The organism is Salinicola endophyticus, assembly GCF_040536835.1.
Lineage (GTDB): Bacteria > Pseudomonadota > Gammaproteobacteria > Pseudomonadales > Halomonadaceae > Salinicola > Salinicola endophyticus_A.
On record NZ_CP159578.1, the window covers coordinates 2,299,919 to 2,317,050 of the forward strand.

At 65.8% G+C, this 17,132-nt stretch carries 14 protein-coding genes; 3 read left to right on the forward strand and 11 right to left on the reverse strand.

Translation table 11 applies throughout. The features are described from left to right. Positions 1–7 precede the first annotated feature (7 nt). From cydC to ABV408_RS10430, 5 genes are all read right to left on the reverse strand, one after another. Positions 8–1,714, reverse strand: coding sequence for a thiol reductant ABC exporter subunit CydC (cydC, locus tag ABV408_RS10410; protein WP_353978907.1), 1,707 nt, complete (start codon positions 1,712–1,714; stop codon positions 8–10). Further along, complete coding sequence (gene cydD / locus ABV408_RS10415) at positions 1,711–3,435, reverse strand: thiol reductant ABC exporter subunit CydD (RefSeq protein WP_353978908.1); 1,725 nt, start codon at positions 3,433–3,435, stop codon at positions 1,711–1,713. The genes cydC and cydD overlap by 4 nt, the downstream gene beginning before the upstream one ends. After that, positions 3,432–4,433, reverse strand: a complete 1,002-nt coding sequence (gene cydB / locus ABV408_RS10420; protein ID WP_353978909.1) for a cytochrome d ubiquinol oxidase subunit II — start codon at positions 4,431–4,433, stop codon at positions 3,432–3,434. Before cydB ends, cydD begins: the two co-directional genes overlap by 4 nt. 4 nt (positions 4,434–4,437) lie before the next feature. Beyond that, complete coding sequence (locus ABV408_RS10425) at positions 4,438–5,850, reverse strand: cytochrome ubiquinol oxidase subunit I (protein ID WP_353978910.1); 1,413 nt, start codon at positions 5,848–5,850, stop codon at positions 4,438–4,440. 358 nt (positions 5,851–6,208) lie between these two features. Beyond that, on the reverse strand, positions 6,209–7,177 hold the full coding sequence (locus ABV408_RS10430; RefSeq protein WP_353978911.1) for a calcium/sodium antiporter: 969 nt from the start codon (positions 7,175–7,177) through the stop codon (positions 6,209–6,211). Positions 7,178–7,458: 281 nt separating this feature from the next. Between ABV408_RS10430 and ABV408_RS10435 the strand changes: the two genes are divergently transcribed. The 3 genes from ABV408_RS10435 to ABV408_RS10445 are packed head-to-tail and all read left to right on the forward strand — an operon-like array spanning position 7,459 to position 11,127. Beyond that, the gene (locus ABV408_RS10435; RefSeq protein WP_353982228.1) at positions 7,459–8,820 is read left to right on the forward strand and encodes a paraquat-inducible protein A; all 1,362 of its coding nucleotides are present in this window, start codon (positions 7,459–7,461) and stop codon (positions 8,818–8,820) included. Beyond that, positions 8,813–10,465: an intermembrane transport protein PqiB gene (gene pqiB, locus ABV408_RS10440; protein ID WP_353978912.1), complete on the forward strand. Its 1,653-nt coding sequence runs from the start codon at positions 8,813–8,815 to the stop codon at positions 10,463–10,465. The genes ABV408_RS10435 and pqiB overlap by 8 nt, the downstream gene beginning before the upstream one ends. Then, positions 10,462–11,127: an ABC-type transport auxiliary lipoprotein family protein gene (locus tag ABV408_RS10445; protein ID WP_353978913.1), complete on the forward strand. Its 666-nt coding sequence runs from the start codon at positions 10,462–10,464 to the stop codon at positions 11,125–11,127. Before pqiB ends, ABV408_RS10445 begins: the two co-directional genes overlap by 4 nt. Positions 11,128–11,259: 132 nt before the next feature. On the opposite strand, the gene ABV408_RS10450 is transcribed toward ABV408_RS10445, so the two are convergent. From ABV408_RS10450 to cheY, 6 genes are all read right to left on the reverse strand, one after another. Beyond that, positions 11,260–11,958: an RNA polymerase sigma factor FliA gene (locus ABV408_RS10450; protein ID WP_353978914.1), complete on the reverse strand. Its 699-nt coding sequence runs from the start codon at positions 11,956–11,958 to the stop codon at positions 11,260–11,262. 111 nt (positions 11,959–12,069) lie between these two features. Beyond that, positions 12,070–12,516: a flagellar protein FlhE gene (locus ABV408_RS10455; protein WP_353978915.1), complete on the reverse strand. Its 447-nt coding sequence runs from the start codon at positions 12,514–12,516 to the stop codon at positions 12,070–12,072. Then, a complete protein-coding gene (gene flhA, locus ABV408_RS10460; protein ID WP_353978916.1) occupies positions 12,516–14,600 on the reverse strand; it encodes a flagellar biosynthesis protein FlhA in 2,085 nt (694 codons plus the stop codon). Before flhA ends, ABV408_RS10455 begins: the two co-directional genes overlap by 1 nt. Beyond that, a complete protein-coding gene (flhB, locus tag ABV408_RS10465) occupies positions 14,597–15,766 on the reverse strand; it encodes a flagellar biosynthesis protein FlhB (RefSeq protein WP_353978917.1) in 1,170 nt (389 codons plus the stop codon). Before flhB ends, flhA begins: the two co-directional genes overlap by 4 nt. Before the next feature lie 251 nt (positions 15,767–16,017). After that, complete coding sequence (gene cheZ / locus ABV408_RS10470; RefSeq protein ID WP_353978918.1) at positions 16,018–16,677, reverse strand: protein phosphatase CheZ; 660 nt, start codon at positions 16,675–16,677, stop codon at positions 16,018–16,020. A gap of 19 nt (positions 16,678–16,696) precedes the next feature. Further along, positions 16,697–17,086: a chemotaxis response regulator CheY gene (gene cheY / locus ABV408_RS10475; RefSeq protein WP_035471732.1), complete on the reverse strand. Its 390-nt coding sequence runs from the start codon at positions 17,084–17,086 to the stop codon at positions 16,697–16,699. Positions 17,087–17,132 lie beyond the last annotated feature (46 nt).

Sequence of the window (17,132 nt, forward strand, 5' to 3'; positions counted from 1 at the left end):
GGCACTTTCAAGACATCGGCTGCAACGCGGCCCCCTGAGCGCCGGGTACCAGTCGCCAGCAGCTATCGCAGGGCGGTAGCGCGGCCGGTTCATGCGCCAGCAGCAGTGCGGTGCGCCCGGCCAGCCAGTGCGACAGCGCCGTTCTCACCACCTCCGCGGTTGCCGCATCCAGCCCGCTCAGCGGCTCGTCGAGAATCACCAGCGGCGAGTTGCGCAGCATCACCCGCGCCAGCGCCACCCGACGCGCTTGGCCACCGGAGAGCTGACGACCCTGCTCGCCGACCCAGGTCTCTAGCCCCTGCGGCAGCGCCTCGGCCCACTCACGCAGAGCCACCTTTTCCAGCACCGTCCACAGCTGGGCGTCGCTGGCGGTGGGGTCGCCCATGCGCAGATTTGCCGCCAGCGTGTCGTGGAACAGCTCGCTGCGCTGGGTGAGGTAGCCGATGCGCGCACGCAGCGAATCCGGCGACAATCCGGCGACCCCATGATCATCGAAGCGCAGTTCGCCGATATCGGGATCGAAGGCGCGCACCGCCAGCTGCGCCAGGGTCGACTTGCCGCTGCCGGAGGCGCCGATCACCCCAACCTGCTGCCCCGGTGCCAGGACCAGGTCGACCCCGCGCAGAACCCAGCGCCCGCCCTGGCGCAACCCGATATCGCGATAGACCAGACTCGGTGCGGCACCACCGCCCTGCAGACTCGCGCCCTCCTGCTCGGGCGTCAGCGCGGTCTGGGCATTGAGACGCTCCGCCGCGCGCTGGGTCGCGCCGAGCTGGGTGAAGGCCATCGGCAGGCCGCCGAGGCCCTCCGCCACGGCCAGCGTGCCCAGGGTCAGCATCACCATCTGTGCGCCACTCAGCGCAGCGCTCGACAGCGCCCCCAGGCCGAGTGCGAGCACACCCACGGCGGCAAGCTGAATCACCAGCGTGGTCAGCGCATTGGCTGCAGCGGTGCGCTTGCCCAGTTGGCGCTGATCGTCGAGCAGGCCCTGCTCCTCGGCCCGCCAATGGCCCAGATGCGTTTCCAGGGCACCATAGGCGGTGAGTTCGGCCAGCCCTTCCACCTGCTCCACCGCACGTACCCGCAGCGCCTCCTGGCGATCCACCCGGCGATGACTGGCACGCCAACCCCACACCGCGCAGCCCACCGTCAGCACCAGCCACAAGGGCACCAACAGCCCCAGCAGCAGCCAACCCGCCACGGGCAGGAACAGCATGGCGAACAGGGCGAAACCGAGAATCGCCGCCAGCGCCACCAGCGGCGGTGCCAGCAGGCGCAGATAGAGGTTGTCGAGGGTGTCGATGTCCGCGGTGAGACGATTGAGCCACTGCGCGGCGCGGGCGCGGGAGAGCGTGCGCGCGTCCAGCCGCACCAGCCTTGCGAACACCCCACCACGCAGATCCGCCAGCAGGCGCAGAACGGTATCGTGGTTGTAGAGCCGCTCGAGATAGCGGCTCGCGGTACGTGCCACGGCGAAGGCGCGCACCCCGCTGCCCGGCGCGAAGACATCGAAGAACACCGTTAGGGAGAGCGCCGCCACCGCGGTGGCGGTGATGAACCAGCCAGAGAGCGACAAAAGGCCCAGCGCGCTCACCAGTGTGGCCAGCATCAACGCGGCACCGAGCCACAGCCGACCACGTCGTGCACCGAGCACACCGAGCCATGGGCGCAGGCTGCGGTAGAGATGCGTCAGTCCCGTTGCCAACGTACTCATGAATTCGAGGCCTCCTGCCACAGGGTGCCGGGTGCGGTGATCAAGCGGCCGCCATCGAGGGCGAGCACGCGATCGGCCATGGCCATGAGCGCCGGATGATGGGTCGCCACCAGCAGTGTGCGACCGCTGGCGGCGAGCCGCTGGAGCGCGGCCACGACCGCGCGTTCGGTCTCCGGGTCGAGGGCGGTGGTAGGCTCGTCGAGCAGCACCAGACGCGCCGGCGACAGGAAGATTCGCGCCAGCGCCAGACGCTGCCCCTCCCCCCCTGAAAGCCCGACGCCGCGCTCACCCAATGGGGTCTCCAGGCCAGATCCGGTCGCGCGCAGCCAGGCGCCCAGTCCGGCCTCCTCCAGCGCCTCGTGCAGCGCCGTATCGCTCGCCGCCGGCGCCACCAGGCGCAGATTCTCGGCTAGTGTGCCCTGGATGATCAGCGGACGCTGGTCGAGCCAAGCGATCGCCGCACCGGGGGCCACCGCGACGCGGCCGCGGTCGGCGGCGACGAAGCCGGCAATCAGTTGCAGCAGGCTCGACTTGCCACTGCCGGAGGGACCAACCAGAGCCACCACCTCGCCGGTTTCCACGCGCAGCGAGAGCGGCCCCAGCACCCGCTGTCGGCCGACATGGCTGAGCTCTACGGTCTCGAGTTCCACCGCTGCCGTCATCGTCCGGCTCGATGTTGGCGCCGCTGCAGGGTCCGTCTCTGGCACTGGCTCGTCGAGCAGCGCCATCAGCCCTTCCGCTGCCCCCAGCGCCGAGGCACGGTCATGGTAGTGCTGCGACAGCGTACGCAGCGGCTGAAAGAACTCCGGCGCCAGCAGCAGGATGAACAGGCCGCTGAACAAGCCCAGCTCGCCGGCCGGGCCATAGTCGATATAGCCCAGCAGGCCCAGGCCGATATAGATCGCCACCACCGCGACCGACACCGCGGCGAAGAACTCGAGCACCGCCGAGGAGAGAAATGCCACGCGCAGGGTACGCATGCTGCGCCGTCGATAATCATGGGCGACATCGCTTACCTCGGCGGTAGCGCGCTCACCAAGGCCGAACAGCTGCAGCGTGGTGATCCCGCGCACGCGGTCGAGGAAGTGGCCGGAAAGCCGCGTGACGGCACGAAACTGCGCCTCGTTCAAACGCTGCGCGCCCATGCCGATCAGCGCCATGAACAGCGGAATCAGAGGTGCGGCGATCAGTAACCAGACCGCGGCCAGCCAGTTGAGCCACAGCACCACCGCCAGATAGAGCAGCGGCACCGCCAGCGCCAGCATCACCTGAGGACGAAACCGCGCGTAGTAGCCCTCCAGTGACTCGACCTGGTCGACCAGCTGGCTGGCGAGACCGGCGCTGTGCCGGGAGGCCAGGCGCACAGGGCCGAGCGCGTGGAGCTTGGCCAGCAGCTGCGCACGCACCGCGCGCTTCACTGCCAAGCCGCAGGCTTGACCGCTCACCTCCTGCCCCCACTGGGCGGCGGCGCGCAACGTCAGCGCCAGGCCCACCACCAGCAGTGCCGGCCACAGCTCGGCGATGCCCTGCTTGGCGATCACCGCCTGGTTCACGATCCAGGCCAGCCCGCCCAACTGAACCAGCGTGGCCAAGGCCGCAAGCAAACCACAGCCCAGCGCACGCCGGTGCCACGGCCGAATGGCCGTGGCCTGGGCTTCCAGCCACGCCCGCGACGGGTTGCGCGGACGTGAGCTGGCACCTGAACGCGACGCTCGGCTCAATGGTAGCCCTCGCCGACGCGCACCTTGCCGCGGAATACCCAGTAGGACCAGGCGGTGTAGACCAGCACGATCGGCAGCACGAAGAGCATCCCGATCAGCAGGAAGAACTGCGACTCCGGCGCCGAGGCAGCATCCCACAGGGTGATCTTAGGCGGCACGACATAGGGCCAGCGGCTGACGATCAGCCCCAGATAGGTGCACACGAATAGCCCCAGTGTGAGCAGGAAGGCAGCGCCTTCACGCCCGTGACGATTGCACAGGAAGATACCCAGCGCGCACAGCAGCGCCCCGCCGGGCAGCAGCCAGATCACCTGCAGGTGGTCGAACCAGCGGTCGAATACTCCTTGATCGATCCACGGCGTCCACAGGCTGACGATGGCGAACACCGCGAGTACCCCCAGCAGCAGCTTGGGCACCAGGGCCCGCGCCCAGTCACGCACGTGGCCTTCGGACTTGAGCACCAGCCAGGTCGCCCCCAGCAGCGCATAGCCGACCACCAGACCGAAGCCGGTAAGAATGGTGAACGGCGTCAGCCAGTCGAGGGCACCACCGACATAGACCCCATTGGCAGTCTCGAAGCCCTGGATATAGGCGCCGACGACGCAGCCCTGGGCAAAGGCCGCGAGGAAGGAGCCGCCGGCGAAGGAGAGACTCCAGTAGCGCTTGGAGCGGTGCGACTTGAAGCGGAACTCGAACGCCACGCCGCGGAAGATCAGCCCCGCCAGCATCAGGAACACGCCCAGGTAGAGCGCCGGCAGCAGAATGGTGTAGACCAGCGGGAAGGCGCCGATCAGCCCGGCACCGCCGAGGATCAGCCAGGTCTCGTTGCCGTCCCATACCGGCGCCACCGAGTTCATCATCACATCGCGGGCATCTTCGTCCGGCGCGAACGGGAAGAGGATACCCAGACCCAGGTCGAAGCCATCCATGAGCACGTACATGATCACGCCGACGGCGATGATGACCGCCCAGATCAGGGAGAGATCGAACATTTGCATGCGCTTAGCTCCTGGAGGCCGAGGTGTGGCCGTCGAACGGCACGTGGGTGGCGGAGAGCGGCCGCGCCGGGCGATCCGCATCGTGAATCTCTTCGTCCGGATCGAGCTCGTCGAGCCCCTGGCGAATCACCTTGAACAGGTAGTAGACCCCGGAGACGAAGATCACCGCATAGACCGTGATGTAGCCGATCAGCGTCACCAAAACCATCCAGCCGGAGAGCGAGGGCGTCACCGCATCCTTGTAGGAGAGCACGTTGTAGACCAGCCACGGCGAGCGCCCGATCTCGGTGACGAACCAGCCCGAGAGCACCGCCAGAAACGGCGCCAGGCTCATGAACTGCAGCCCGCGCAGATAGAACCGCGAGGTGTAAAGGCGCCCGCCCTTGCGCAGGAACAACCCGGCCAGCGCGAAGGCGATCATCAAAAGCCCCATCGCCACCATCACCCGGAAGCTGTAGAACACCATCCACACCGGCGGCTGCTGCGACTCGGGAATCTCCTTGAGCCCCGGCACCACCCCGTTGGGATCGTGACGCAGGATCAGGCTGGCGCCATTGGGAATGCCGATCTCCATGCGGTTGGCCTGCAGCTCGCGATCCGGCAGCGCGAACAGCAGCAGCGGCACGTTGGACTGGGTGTCCCAGTTGCCCTCCATCGCCGCCACCTTCATCGGCTGGTGCTCGAGCGTATCGAGCCCGTGCTCGTCACCGACGAAGGCCTGCAGCGGCGCCAGGATCAGCAGCAGCCACAGGGTCATCGACAGCGCCCGGCGATGGGCCTCGACGTCGCGCCCGCGGATCAGGAACCAGGCGCTGACACCGCACACCACGAAACCGCCGGTGAGGAAGGCCGCCAGCGCCATGTGGGCGAAGCGATACGGGAACGACGGAGTGAACATCGCCTCCATCCAAGAGGTCACGTGGGCCACGCCCTCACGAATCTCGAAGCCCTGAGGGGTCTGCATCCAGCTGTTGGAGACCAGAATCCAGAACGCCGAGATGAAGGTGCCCACCGCCACCATCAGTGCGGCGAAGAAGTGCACCGAGGGTGACACCCGGTGGCGGCCGAACAGCAGCACGCCGAGGAACCCCGCCTCGAGGAAGAACGCCGTGATCACCTCATAGCTGAGCAGCGGCCCGATGATATTGGCCGCGAAGCGCACGAAGTTGCTCCAGTTGGTACCGAACTGGAACGCCATGACGATGCCCGAGACCACGCCGATACCGAACACCACGGCGAAGATCTTGGTCCAGAAGTAGCCCAGTCGGTCCCATACTGCGTTACCGGTGGCGACGTAGAGCCCCTGCAGCACGGCGACATAGGAGGCCAGACCGATGGTGAACACCGGGAAGATGGCGTGGAAAGAGACCACGAACGCGAACTGCAATCGTGAGAGTAGGATGGGATCTAGTGCCATGGCTGGCTCCTCGGATGTGCGAGAGCGTCGCAAGCCGGTGGAACGGATGGGCCATCCGCTTTGCCGAGCGCGCTCCCTCTATAGTGACCGGCCGTCGAGGTCGGCGGAGATCGACCCTCGCAGGTCTTGGCAATGATGATACGAGCGCTGACAGCCGCTAACACGATGTCGCAATGTCGCAGCCCTGCCGCAGGCCCTGATCAAACATTAGGCAAATCTGCCATAAGCCGCCAACCACGCGGGCTGGCGACGCCCACCACGCTCGCAGCGGGGTCGCCACCCGCTTGAGGGTGCGACAATATGCCAAGCCCTGACGCTTGCCTTTGGCGCTCCCCTGCTGGCTAGAGCGCCACTGACCTCATACCAGTACGGTGGCGACCAGCCAGGTGGTGTAGGCGATGAAGCTGGCCAGCAGCGCACCGCCTTCGAGTCGATTGATACGCCCCTGGCGACCGCGCAGACCGATGCCAAAGACCAGCAGCGCCAGGGTCAGCCCCGCCATCACCGGCCAGTCTCGAGTCACTACCACGGCGTCGACGGCGATCGGATGGATCATCCCGGCCAAGCCCACCACCGCCAGTGTATTGAAGAAGTTGGAGCCGACTACGTTGCCGAGTACCAAGTCGTGTTCCCCTTTGCGCACCGCCACCAGCGATGAGGCAAGTTCCGGCAGCGAGGTACCGATCGCTACCACGGTGAGGCCGATGACCAGGTCACTGACCCCCAGCGCCTGGGCGATGCTCACCGCCCCCCACACCAGCAGCCGTGAGCTGGCGATCAGCAGCACCAGCCCGAAGAGGGTCCAGAACAGGCCGCGCTTGAGGCTCATGGCGTGCGCCGCGGCATGACTCTCGACATCGACCGCCAGAGTGTCGTCATCCTGGCGCCGCGCGCGCGCCACGCTGTAGATCAAGTAGAGTGCCAGCAGCCCGAGCATCAGTGCGGCGTCGCCGCGCGAGATCTCACCGTCGTGTAGACACCAGAGCGAGACCAGGGTCGCCACGCCGAGCAGCGGCAGCTCCTGACGGATGACCTGCGAATTCACCATCAGCGGACTGATCAGCGCCACCAGCCCAACGATCAGGCCGATATTGGCGATATTGGAACCGTACGCGTTGCCCAGGGCCAACCCGGGGTTACCCTGGCTCGCCGCCAGTGCTGATACCATCAACTCCGGCGCCGAGGTGCCGAAGCCGATCACCAGCATACCGATCAGGAGTGGTGGCAGCCCCAGATGCCCCGCCGTGGAGGCGGCCCCTTCGACGAAACGGTCGGCGCTCCAGACGAGTAGTAACAGCCCAATGATGATTGCCCCAAGAGCCAGCATGGCTATCCCTCTCCTTATAGCGATCACTCGAGCGCACTTGACGGTGCGCGCTCTCCTCCTAGACGCCGCGTAAGCGATTGTTCTTCTAAGGCACTCGCGCCTTGACCTACTATAGTATCGGAGCGTGACACGGAACCAGCGTGCCGCACGCCCGACGAGTCGCGGACTGCCGTGGCTTACACTGGCTTACCGACAAGCCAGCAAACATGCATGAATGTATGTATTCAGGTAACATGACGACTCGGCACGACCGCAACTCGAAGGAAGCTTGATTGGCCTCTCTGCGTATCGACCACCCCGTCGCTCAGGACACCGCGCCGTGGCGCTCTGCCACGCGGCGTCGGCGGCTGCGCGCCTGCCATGAGTGCGACCTGCTGGTGGCATTACCGCCGTTACGTCCTCACCAGCGTGCCAGTTGCCCTCGCTGCGGCCACACCTTGAGTCACCGCCACGCGCGCCCGGCCCAGCGCAGTCTGGCGCTGGCGATCACCGCGCTGATCGCCCTCATCGCGGCGCTGAGCTTTCCCTTCATTCGCTTCGAGGCACGCGGTGTCAGCAACGCCATTCAGTTGACCGATACCGCGATCAGCCTGGTCGACTTCCACGAGCCCTTCGTCGGCATTCTGGTGCTGCTGACCATCGTGGTGCTGCCGGTGTTCTACCTGCTCAGCGTGATCTGGCTGCAGATCGGTCTGCTACGCCGTCGACCGCTGCCCCGTAGCCGGCGCATTGCGCGCGCCCTGGTGCAACTATCCCCCTGGATGATGGCGGATGTCTTCGTGATCGGCGCCCTGGTCAGCCTGATCAAGATCGCGGGCATGGCCTCGGTCGATCTGGGGCTCTCTTTCTGGTCGTTCTGTGCCTTTGCCCTGCTGCTGCTGTGGACCTCGCGCTCGCTGGACATCGACTGGATGTGGTTTTCCCTCGCCGGCGAGCCACCCGCGCCGGAGCATTGCCGGCTCGGTGAGCCGGCGGCGGCGCAGGGCGTGACCGGCTGCCCCACCTGCGGCCTGGTCAATCGGCTGAGCCACTTCGGACGCGGGCGCTGCGCGCGCTGCGGCGAGCGGCTGCGCTTTCGCAACGCGCACAGCCTGCAGCGTACCTGGGCACTGCTGCTGGCAGCGGTGATCTTCTACATTCCGGCCAATCTCTATCCGATCATGAACACCACCTCGCTGGGCAGCGAGACCCCCTCGACCATCATCGGCGGTGTCATGATCTTCCTCGCCCACGGCGATTGGCCGATCGCGCTGATCATCTTCACCGCCAGCGTGGTGGTGCCCATCGGCAAGATTCTGGCCCTGGCATGGCTGTGCATCGTGGTGCGCAGACGCGGCCAGCTAAGCTACCGCCACAAGCGGCTCAAGCTCTATCGCATCACCGAGTTCATCGGCCGCTGGTCGATGATCGACGTGTTCGTGGTGGCGATCCTGGTCTCCCTGGTGCATGCCGGTTCGCTGCTGGCGATCACCCCGGGGCCGGCGGCGCTCGCCTTCGCCGCGGTGGTGGTCATCACCATGCTGGCGGCGATCACCTTCGACGCGCGCCTGATCTGGGACACGCGCGATGTGCAACCGCATATGCCCGCAGCCCTCAAGCGCCAGTCTCCCTACTCTCCGGTCAAGGAAGCCGACGATGTCTGATTCGCTGCAGCGCGCCAAGCGCTTGTCCCAGTCGCGCCTGTCGCCGATCTGGATCGTGCCGTTGCTGGCGGCGCTGATCGGCGCCTGGATGGTATGGGACAATTTCTCCAGCCGCGGCCCGCTGGTGACGCTGGATATGGAGAACGCCGAGGGCATCGAAGCCGGCAAGACGCTGATCAAGACGCGTAACGTCGAGGTCGGACACGTCGAGAGCGTGCGCCTCTCCGACGACCTCTCCCACACCGTGGTGACCGCACGCATGTCCAGCGATGCCGGGCGCATGCTCAACACTGACACCCGGTTCTGGGTGGTCAAGCCGCGTATCGGCCGCGAGGGTATCAGCGGGCTGGGCACGGTGCTCTCAGGGGCCTACATTCAGCTGGCACCGGGCAAGAGCGGCAAGTATCAGGACCATTTCGAGGTGCTCGATCAGCCGCCGGTCGCCCCGCCCGACGCACCGGGGCTGCGTATCAATCTGGTCAGCCAGGTGGGCAACTCGCTCAGCGCCGGCGATCCGGTCACCTATCAGGGCTACACCGTGGGTCGCGTCGAGAGCACCGACTTCGACCCCGACAAGCGCGAGATGCGCCATCGCCTATTCATTCAGGCGCCCTACGATTCGCTGGTGACCGACACCACACGCTTCTGGAGCGCCTCGGGCATCGACGTGCAGCTCAACTCCGAAGGCGTCAGCGTCAACCTGGACTCGTTCGAAACCCTGATCAGCGGCGGGGTCACCTTCGGTGTGCCGGAGGACGTGACCCAGGGCAACCCGGCCAAGCAGAACGCCACTTACACGCTCTATAACAGCGAAGAGAGCGCCCGCGAGGGCACTTACGATCAGTACGTCGACTACGTACTGCTGGTCGATGACACCGTGCGCGGTCTGAGCCGCGGCGCCCCGGTGGAGTATCGCGGCGTGCGCGTGGGCACCGTGGTCTCGGTACCCTGGCACTTCACCGCGCCACAGCCGGACACCCTGAGCCAGTTCGCGATCCCGGTGCTGATCCGGATCGAGCCGCAGCGGCTGGAGAGCGGCAAGGACATCAACAAGAAGATCGACGATCAAGAGGTGCGCCAGCGCTTCGAGAAGATGTTCAAGGAGCTCGGCCTGCGCGCCACGCTCAAGGCCGGCAACCTGCTCACCGGTGCGCTCTTCGTCGACCTCAACTTCAGCGATGATGCCCCCGCCTACAAACCCATGACATTCGATGGCAAGCCGGTCTTCCCGACGGTCTCCGGCGGCTTTGCGCAGATCGAACAGAAGGTCTCCAACCTGCTCGACAAGCTCAACAACCTCAAGGTCGAACCGATCCTGTCGAGTCTGGACAAGACCATGCAGACGTCGCAGAAGACCCTCGAACAGGTTCAGCAGATCGCCGAGTCGGTCAACGCGATCGTCTCCGACCCAGCCACCCAGCAGCTGCCGGGTAGCGTCAACGACACCCTAGAGGAGCTGCAGAACACGCTGAACGGCTTCTCCTCCGGATCGTCCGGCTACCGTCAGCTCAACGATACGCTCAAGCAACTGGAGCAGCTGATGCGCGACCTGCAACCGGTGGCGCGTACGCTGAGCGAAAAACCCAATGCCCTGATCTTCGATCGTGAGGTTCAGGCCGATCCGACGCCGAGGGCCGCGCCATGAGACCGTCTCCTGAGACACTGTCCACCACATCGACGCGCAAGATGCTGCGCCGGGCGCAGATACGAAAACTGCGTCCAGGCCGCAGCGCCCTCGGCCTGCTGCTGGTCGCCGGCCTGTTCACCCTGGCCGGCTGTGCCGGCACGCCCAGCAATCCCAGCCGCTATACCTTGCCGGCGGTCGGCGACGTGCCACCGGTGACCGGCGTCAGCGTGCCGACGCTGGTGGTACAGCCGGTGGCGATCTCGAGCTATCTGGATCAGGAGGGCATCGTGATGCAGTTGAGCGATATCGAGCTCAACAGCGCCAATCAGAACCTGTGGGCCGATAGCCTGGGCAGTCAGCTGACGCGTAACCTGCGCCAGACCCTGACCCAGGCACTGCCGCAGACGCTGGTACTGGGTGCCGGCAGCGGCGGTGACGCGCGTCTCAGCGTCGAGGTGGATCGCTTCCAGGGCCGCTACGATGGCCAGGCGGTGGTGTCGGGTGAGTGGCAGTTACGCGAGGGCAATCGCGTGGTGCGTCAGGCGCCCTTCAACATCACCCGGCCGCTCAACGCCGATGGCTATCCGGCGCTGGTACGCACCCTGGGCGAGGCTTGGGAGGCGGTCGGTGAGCGCATTGCCAGCGAACTGTCGCTTCCGAGCAGTGGCAAGACACCCTGAGTCCGACTGCAGCCCCTGAGCCCAACTGAAAAGACGCCGCGCCGGAAAAGCAGCGACCCGGGCGAAGAGAGACTCGTCCGGGTCGCGGTATGCGGATAGGCTGCCGCTGGCGCGGCCACTGTCAGGAAGCGGCTAGTTGACCAGGCGGCTACGCAGGCGGGCAACCGCCTGACTATGCAGCTGACACACGCGAGACTCACTCACCCCCAGCACCGCGCCAATCTCCTTGAGATTCAGCTCCTCCTGGTAGTAGAGCCCCAGCAGCAGCTTCTCGCGCTCCGGTAGTGCATCGATCGCCGCCATGAGGCGCTCGCGGTTGTCACCATCGAGCAGCGCCTCGAAGGGTGAAGGTGGCCCACCTTCGCTGACCGCACCCACCCCGTTCTCGCTGTCGCTCTCGTCGTAGGCGAGCAGGAAGCCGTTGTTGGCGTCTGTCAGCAGCTGGTGGTACTCGCTCTGGGAGATGCCCATCTCCTGGGCGATCTCGCGCTCCTCGGGCGTGCGCCCGAGCCGCTGTTCCAGACGTCCGACAGCCTGATCGAGCGCCCGCGCATTGCGGCGCACGCTGCGCGGCATCCAGTCGCGGCTACGCAACTCGTCGATCATCGCGCCGCGAATACGCTGATTGGCGTAGGTGGAGAAGCTGGCGCCATGGGCATTGTCGTACCGCCCCATGGCATCGAGCAGACCTACCATGCCGGCCTGGATCAGATCATCGAGTTCGACACTCGCGGGCAGCCGGACCTGCAGCGAGAGCGCGTGTCGCCTCACCATTGGCATGTACTGTTCGAGCATTGCCCGCTGATCGATCTTGCCCTGTACGGTATACATCGAATCGCCTCGTGATTAACCCGTCCGGCCCAACCCCAAAAGCGGTGCCAGTCGATCCATTATGCGCCGCCGGGACCAGCGCTAGCCGTCAAATTCCCGGGCTCGGCGACGCTATTTTGCCTTTTTGTCGCGCTGCTGCGGTGCGCCACGGTCGAAGTCCACCATGACCTGACCGTGGCTGATCACCGCGCGCGCGCCACTCTGCGGCCGCAGACGGAACCAGAACATCAGCGGCTGCCCGGCATCACGGCCGGCGAAACGCCGGGTGCTGCCGTGGGTCGCGTTCAGCGCCACACAGAGCTCGGCCTGGCACAGCCGCGCCTCGAGGGCCTGAACCGGGCCCTCGACATCGAAGCGCCAGGCCACGCGGGTCACGCTGGCCCGGCCGAGATGCGCGGGGGGCATGACCGGATCGCTGCTCAGCGCGCGCTGACTGGGCACCACCACCTGCCGCGGCAGCGCGCCGACCCACGAACCTGCCGCCGCGGCCAACGCGGCACTCATCCCCAGCGTAGCGCACATCGCCAGCGTCAGGGCCATCAGCGCCGCGCGCCGCATCAGCCGTTACCACCGATGGTAGCGGTGACTCGCAGCGTGCGGTCGTCGGGAATCTCCGCCTGAGAGAGCACCACCAGCGACTTGATCTGCCGCCGCAGGAAACGCGCCAAAAGCGCCCGTAGGCCGTGCTGGACCACCAGCACCGCAGGTTCGTCACGACTCTGCTGGCGCTCGACTGCAGCGGCGGCCTGCTTCATCAGGGTATCGGCCAATCCCGGCTCGAGTGCCCCACCGTTGTTGAGTGCCTGGGTCAGCACCTGCTCGAGGCGCGGCTCGAGCCCGATGACATGCATCGGCTCGTGCCCGGGGAACCACTGCTGGGTGATGGCACGGCCCAGCGCCACGCGAACAATGGCGGTGAGTTCGTTGGCGTCGGTCTGCTGCGGCGCGAATTCGGCGAGCACGTCGAGGATGGTGTGCATATCGCGAATCGGCACGTCTTCGGCGAGCAGGTTCTGCAGGATACGCTGCACCGTGGTGAGCGGAACGAGCTTGGGCACCACGTCCTCGACCAGCGACTTCTGCTGCTCGGAGACCTTGTCCAGCAGCTGCTGCACCTCCGCGCGGCCGAGCATGTCATCGGCGTGCTCGTGCAGCAGGTGGTTGAGATGGGTCGCCACCACGGTGCTGGCATCGACCACCGTGTAGCCGTAGATCTGCGCGCGCTCGCGCTGGGCGGTATCGATCCAGTAGGCCTTGAGACCGAACGCCGGGTCCTCGGTCTCGACGCCGTCGATCGCCCCGGAGACCTGGCCCGGGTCGATCGCCAGCCAGCGTCCGGGGAACGCCTCGGCACGCCCGATCTCGACCCCCTTGAGAGTGATCACATAGGTATTGGGGCTGAGCTCGAGGTTGTCGCGGATATGCACCACCGAGGGCAGGAAACCGACGTCCTGGGCGAACTTCTTGCGCACGCTCTTGATCCGTCCCAGCAGCTCGCCCTGCTGGCGCTGGTCGACCAGCGGAATCAGCCGGTGCCCCACTTCGAGTCCCAGGGTATCGACCAGTTGCACATCGTCCCAACTCGCCTCGGGCGTCTCCTGCACCGCGGCGGGCGCCTTCTCCTCCACGCGCTGCGCCGCCTGCTGCTGATTCTGGCGCGACAGCCACCAGCCGAGACCGCCGAGGGCGATCGCGAATAGCAGGAAGACCAGGTTGGGCATGCCGGGGATGACCCCGAGCAGCGTCATCACGCCGGCGGCGAGGTACATGACCCGCGGATTGTTGAACAGCTGGCTGAGCAGCTGCTGACCGACGTCCTGGTCGGTGTTGACGCGGGAGACCGTGACACCCGCCGCGGTGGAGATGACCAGCGCCGGGATCTGCGCCACCAGGCCGTCACCCACGGTGAGCAGCGTATAGGTCTTGGCCGCTTCGGCGAACGGCATGCCGTGCTGGCCGATCCCGATCATCAGCCCGCCGATCAGGTTGATCACCATGATCAAGAGCCCCGCCATGGCGTCACCGCGCACGAACTTACTGGCACCATCCATGGAGCCGTAGAACTCGGACTCCTGGTTGAGTTCGCTGCGCCGCCGACGCGCGTCCTCTTCACCGATCAGGCCGGCGTTGAGATCGGCGTCGATCGCCATCTGCTTGCCCGGCATGGAATCCAGGGTGAAACGCGCGCCGACCTCGGCGATACGCCCGGCCCCCTTGGTGATGACCATGAAGTTGATCACCACCAGAATCAGGAACACCACCAGACCCACGGCGAAGTTGCCGCCGATCAGGAATTCACCGAAGGCCTCGATCACCTTGCCTGCGGCGTCTCCCCCTTCGTGCCCGTCCATGAGGACCACCCGGGTCGAGGCCACGTTGAGTGACAGTCGCAGCAGGGTCGAGAACAGCAGCACCGCGGGAAAGGCCGCGAAGTCGAGCGGCTTCTCGGTGAACATGCTGACCAGCAGCACCATGATCGAGAGCGCAATATTGAAGGTGAAGAAGAGATCGAGCGCGAACGGCGGCAGCGGCAGGATCATCATGCTCAGAATCATGATGATCAGCACCGGGCCGGCCAGCAGCTTCAACTGTGAGCTGCCGGCCATCTGCTGCCGGCCGAACCACTGGGTCAGCGCGTTCATTCACCCTCCTTGGGGATATCGGTACCGTCACCGCGATCGTCGAGACTCGGCGGGACGGGAAGATCGTGCGGCGTCGGCGGCGTCTCGCCCCCTTCGCTCGCTACCTGTTTGAGCCGGAAGGCCCAGGCCAGCACCTCGGCAACCGCGGTATACAGATCGGCCGGAATCTCGTGGTCGAGATCGACGTGGCGATAGAGCGCCCGCGCCAGCGGCGGTGCCTCCAGTCGGGGAATGCCGTGCTCGTCGCCCAGCTCGCGGATGCGTGCGGCGACTGCGTCAGCGCCCTTCGCCACCACCCGGGGCGCGGCCATCGACGTCTGCTCGTAGCTCAGCGCCACGGCGTAGTGGGTCGGGTTGGTGACGATCACGTCGGCAGCGGGCACCTTGCTCATCATGCGTCGGCGCGCCATCGCCTGCTGCTGCGAACGAATGCGCCCCTTGACGTGGGGGTCGCCCTCGCTCTCCTTGTGCTCCTGCCGGATATCTTCACGGCTCATGCGCAACTTCTTGTGGTGGCTCCAGATCTGATAGGGCACATCGATCAGGATCACCACGATCATCGAGGCGACGATCAAGCCACAGCCGATCGCCGCGATGCGCATCGCCGTGGCCAGCGCCTGCTGTATCGGCAGCTCCATCAGTCCGAGCAGGCTACCCTTGTGCGACCACAGATAGTAGACGCCGACCCCGCCGACCAGCGCCGACTTGGCGATCGCCTTGGCCAGCTCGGCCAGCGCCTGGGTCGAGAACATGCGCTTCAACCCCTTGAGCGGGTTGAGCTTGCTGAGCTGCGGCGCCATCGACTTGGCCGACATCAGCCAGCCACCGAGCAGCGTGTGGCCGAGCACCGCCGCCACCGCAAACAGCAAAAACAGCGGCAGCAGCACGATCAGGGTGCTCTGGCCCAGGCTCCAGACGTGGCTGAGCGTGCGCGAGGTGTCGAAGATCATGCCGCGATCGAACATGAACGACTGTTCCATCACCATGCCCAGGTCGTCGTACAGGCTATGCCCCATGAGCCACAGTCCGCCGACACCGCAGACCAGCAGCAGGAAGGTGGCGAGCTCACGCGAGCGTGCGACCTGCCCCTCCTCGCGCGCCTTCTGCAGGCGTCGAGGTGTCGCTGGTTCGGTCTTTTCCTGATCGCTGTCGTTCTGCTCGGCCAAGCGGACTCCGCCACAGTGAGGCGCATCATCGCGTGGACGACATTTTGCGTGGCGGCGGGGAAAGTCAAAGGCGGAAATAGCACGCCCAAGTGGCGGCTATTTGTCGCGCGACTACGGCGCACCGGCCGAGGCCCTGTCCAGGGCCGCGGCATGGGAACTCAGCAGGGAGAAGCTGCCCGATCAAGCACTATCGACAGAGCGGCCTGCAGAGAAAGAGAGTGCCGCGTCCCAGCCGGGGACGCGGCATCGGTTCAGAAGCCGAGACTGTCGAGCAGGTCGTCGACCTGATCCTGATTGCTCACCACGTCGGCGGCCTGGGGGTTGATCTGGGGGCCGTTAAGCAGCGAATTCGACTGCTTGGCTGCGACGGTCGCCGAGAGCTCGCGCCGCTCGGCACTGTCCGGGGCGTTGTCGATCAGCACCTGCAGCAACTGCTGTTCGATCTCGCGGATGACGTCCATCATCTTCTTGATCACCTGACCGGTGAGATCCTGGAAGTCCTGGGCCATCATGATCTCGAGCAGCTGCGCATTGGTGGCGCTGGTCTGCTTGGGTACTGCCTGCAGGTAGCTGCGGGTGTCGGTGACCAGCGCCTTGGCCTCGTCGAGCTCCTTGGGCTCGGCGAACCAGGCGTCCCAACGTTTGTCGAGCGCCAGCGCTTCGCTCTCCAGCGAGTTCTGGATCGGCTGAGCCTGGTCGATGGCGTTGAGCGCCCGCTCGGCGGCCTGCTCGGTCATCGAAGCGACGTAACTCAGGCGGTCGCGAGCATCGGGAATCGCCTGGGCCGCGCGCTCGACCTCCTTGTCCAGGCCCAGCTCGCGCATGTTGTCGCGCAGCATGCGCGTGAGATGGCCGATGCGACGAATCAGGTCGTCGGGAGCCGCCGTCTCTTGAGGGTTGGCACCGCTCATGATCTACCCTCCTGTGGCGTCATTTGCCCAGTTTTTCGAAAATTTTGTTGAGCTTCTCTTCCAGCGTGGCAGCCGTGAACGGCTTGACGACGTAGCCGTTGGCGCCGGCCTGGGCCGCCGCAATGATGTTCTCTTTCTTGGCTTCTGCCGTGACCATCAGGACCGGCAGTGACGACAGCGCCGGATCCTGGCGGATCTCCTTGAGCATCTCGAGACCGTCCAGATTGGGCATGTTCCAGTCCGAGACCACGAACTCGAACCCGCCGGCGCGCAGCTTGGTCAGCGCTTCCTGACCATCTTCCGCCTCTTCGACGTTCTCGAACCCGAGCTCTTTGAGCAGGCTGCGCACGATTCGTCGCATGGTCGGGAAGTCATCCACGACCAGAATGCTCATGTTCTTGTCAGCCATCGTCTTTCCTCAATCCTTGTCAATACGCGGGCGGTTGCCCTGATTA

Excerpts from the sequence above, each read along its gene's own strand:
- cydC (WP_353978907.1), bottom strand. The coding sequence starts at position 1,714 with ATGAGTACGTTGGCAACGGGACTGACGCATCTCTACCGCAGCCTGCGC.
- cydB (WP_353978909.1), bottom strand. The coding sequence starts at position 4,433 with ATGCAAATGTTCGATCTCTCCCTGATCTGGGCGGTCATCATCGCCGTC.
- ABV408_RS10425 (WP_353978910.1), bottom strand. The coding sequence starts at position 5,850 with ATGGCACTAGATCCCATCCTACTCTCACGATTGCAGTTCGCGTTCGTG.
- ABV408_RS10430 (WP_353978911.1), bottom strand. The coding sequence starts at position 7,177 with ATGCTGGCTCTTGGGGCAATCATCATTGGGCTGTTACTACTCGTCTGG.
- pqiB (WP_353978912.1), top strand. The coding sequence starts at position 8,813 with ATGTCTGATTCGCTGCAGCGCGCCAAGCGCTTGTCCCAGTCGCGCCTG.
- ABV408_RS10445 (WP_353978913.1), top strand. The coding sequence starts at position 10,462 with ATGAGACCGTCTCCTGAGACACTGTCCACCACATCGACGCGCAAGATG.
- ABV408_RS10450 (WP_353978914.1), bottom strand. The coding sequence starts at position 11,958 with ATGTATACCGTACAGGGCAAGATCGATCAGCGGGCAATGCTCGAACAG.
- ABV408_RS10455 (WP_353978915.1), bottom strand. The coding sequence starts at position 12,516 with ATGCGGCGCGCGGCGCTGATGGCCCTGACGCTGGCGATGTGCGCTACG.
- flhA (WP_353978916.1), bottom strand. The coding sequence starts at position 14,600 with ATGAACGCGCTGACCCAGTGGTTCGGCCGGCAGCAGATGGCCGGCAGC.
- cheZ (WP_353978918.1), bottom strand. The coding sequence starts at position 16,677 with ATGAGCGGTGCCAACCCTCAAGAGACGGCGGCTCCCGACGACCTGATT.
- cheY (WP_035471732.1), bottom strand. The coding sequence starts at position 17,086 with ATGGCTGACAAGAACATGAGCATTCTGGTCGTGGATGACTTCCCGACC.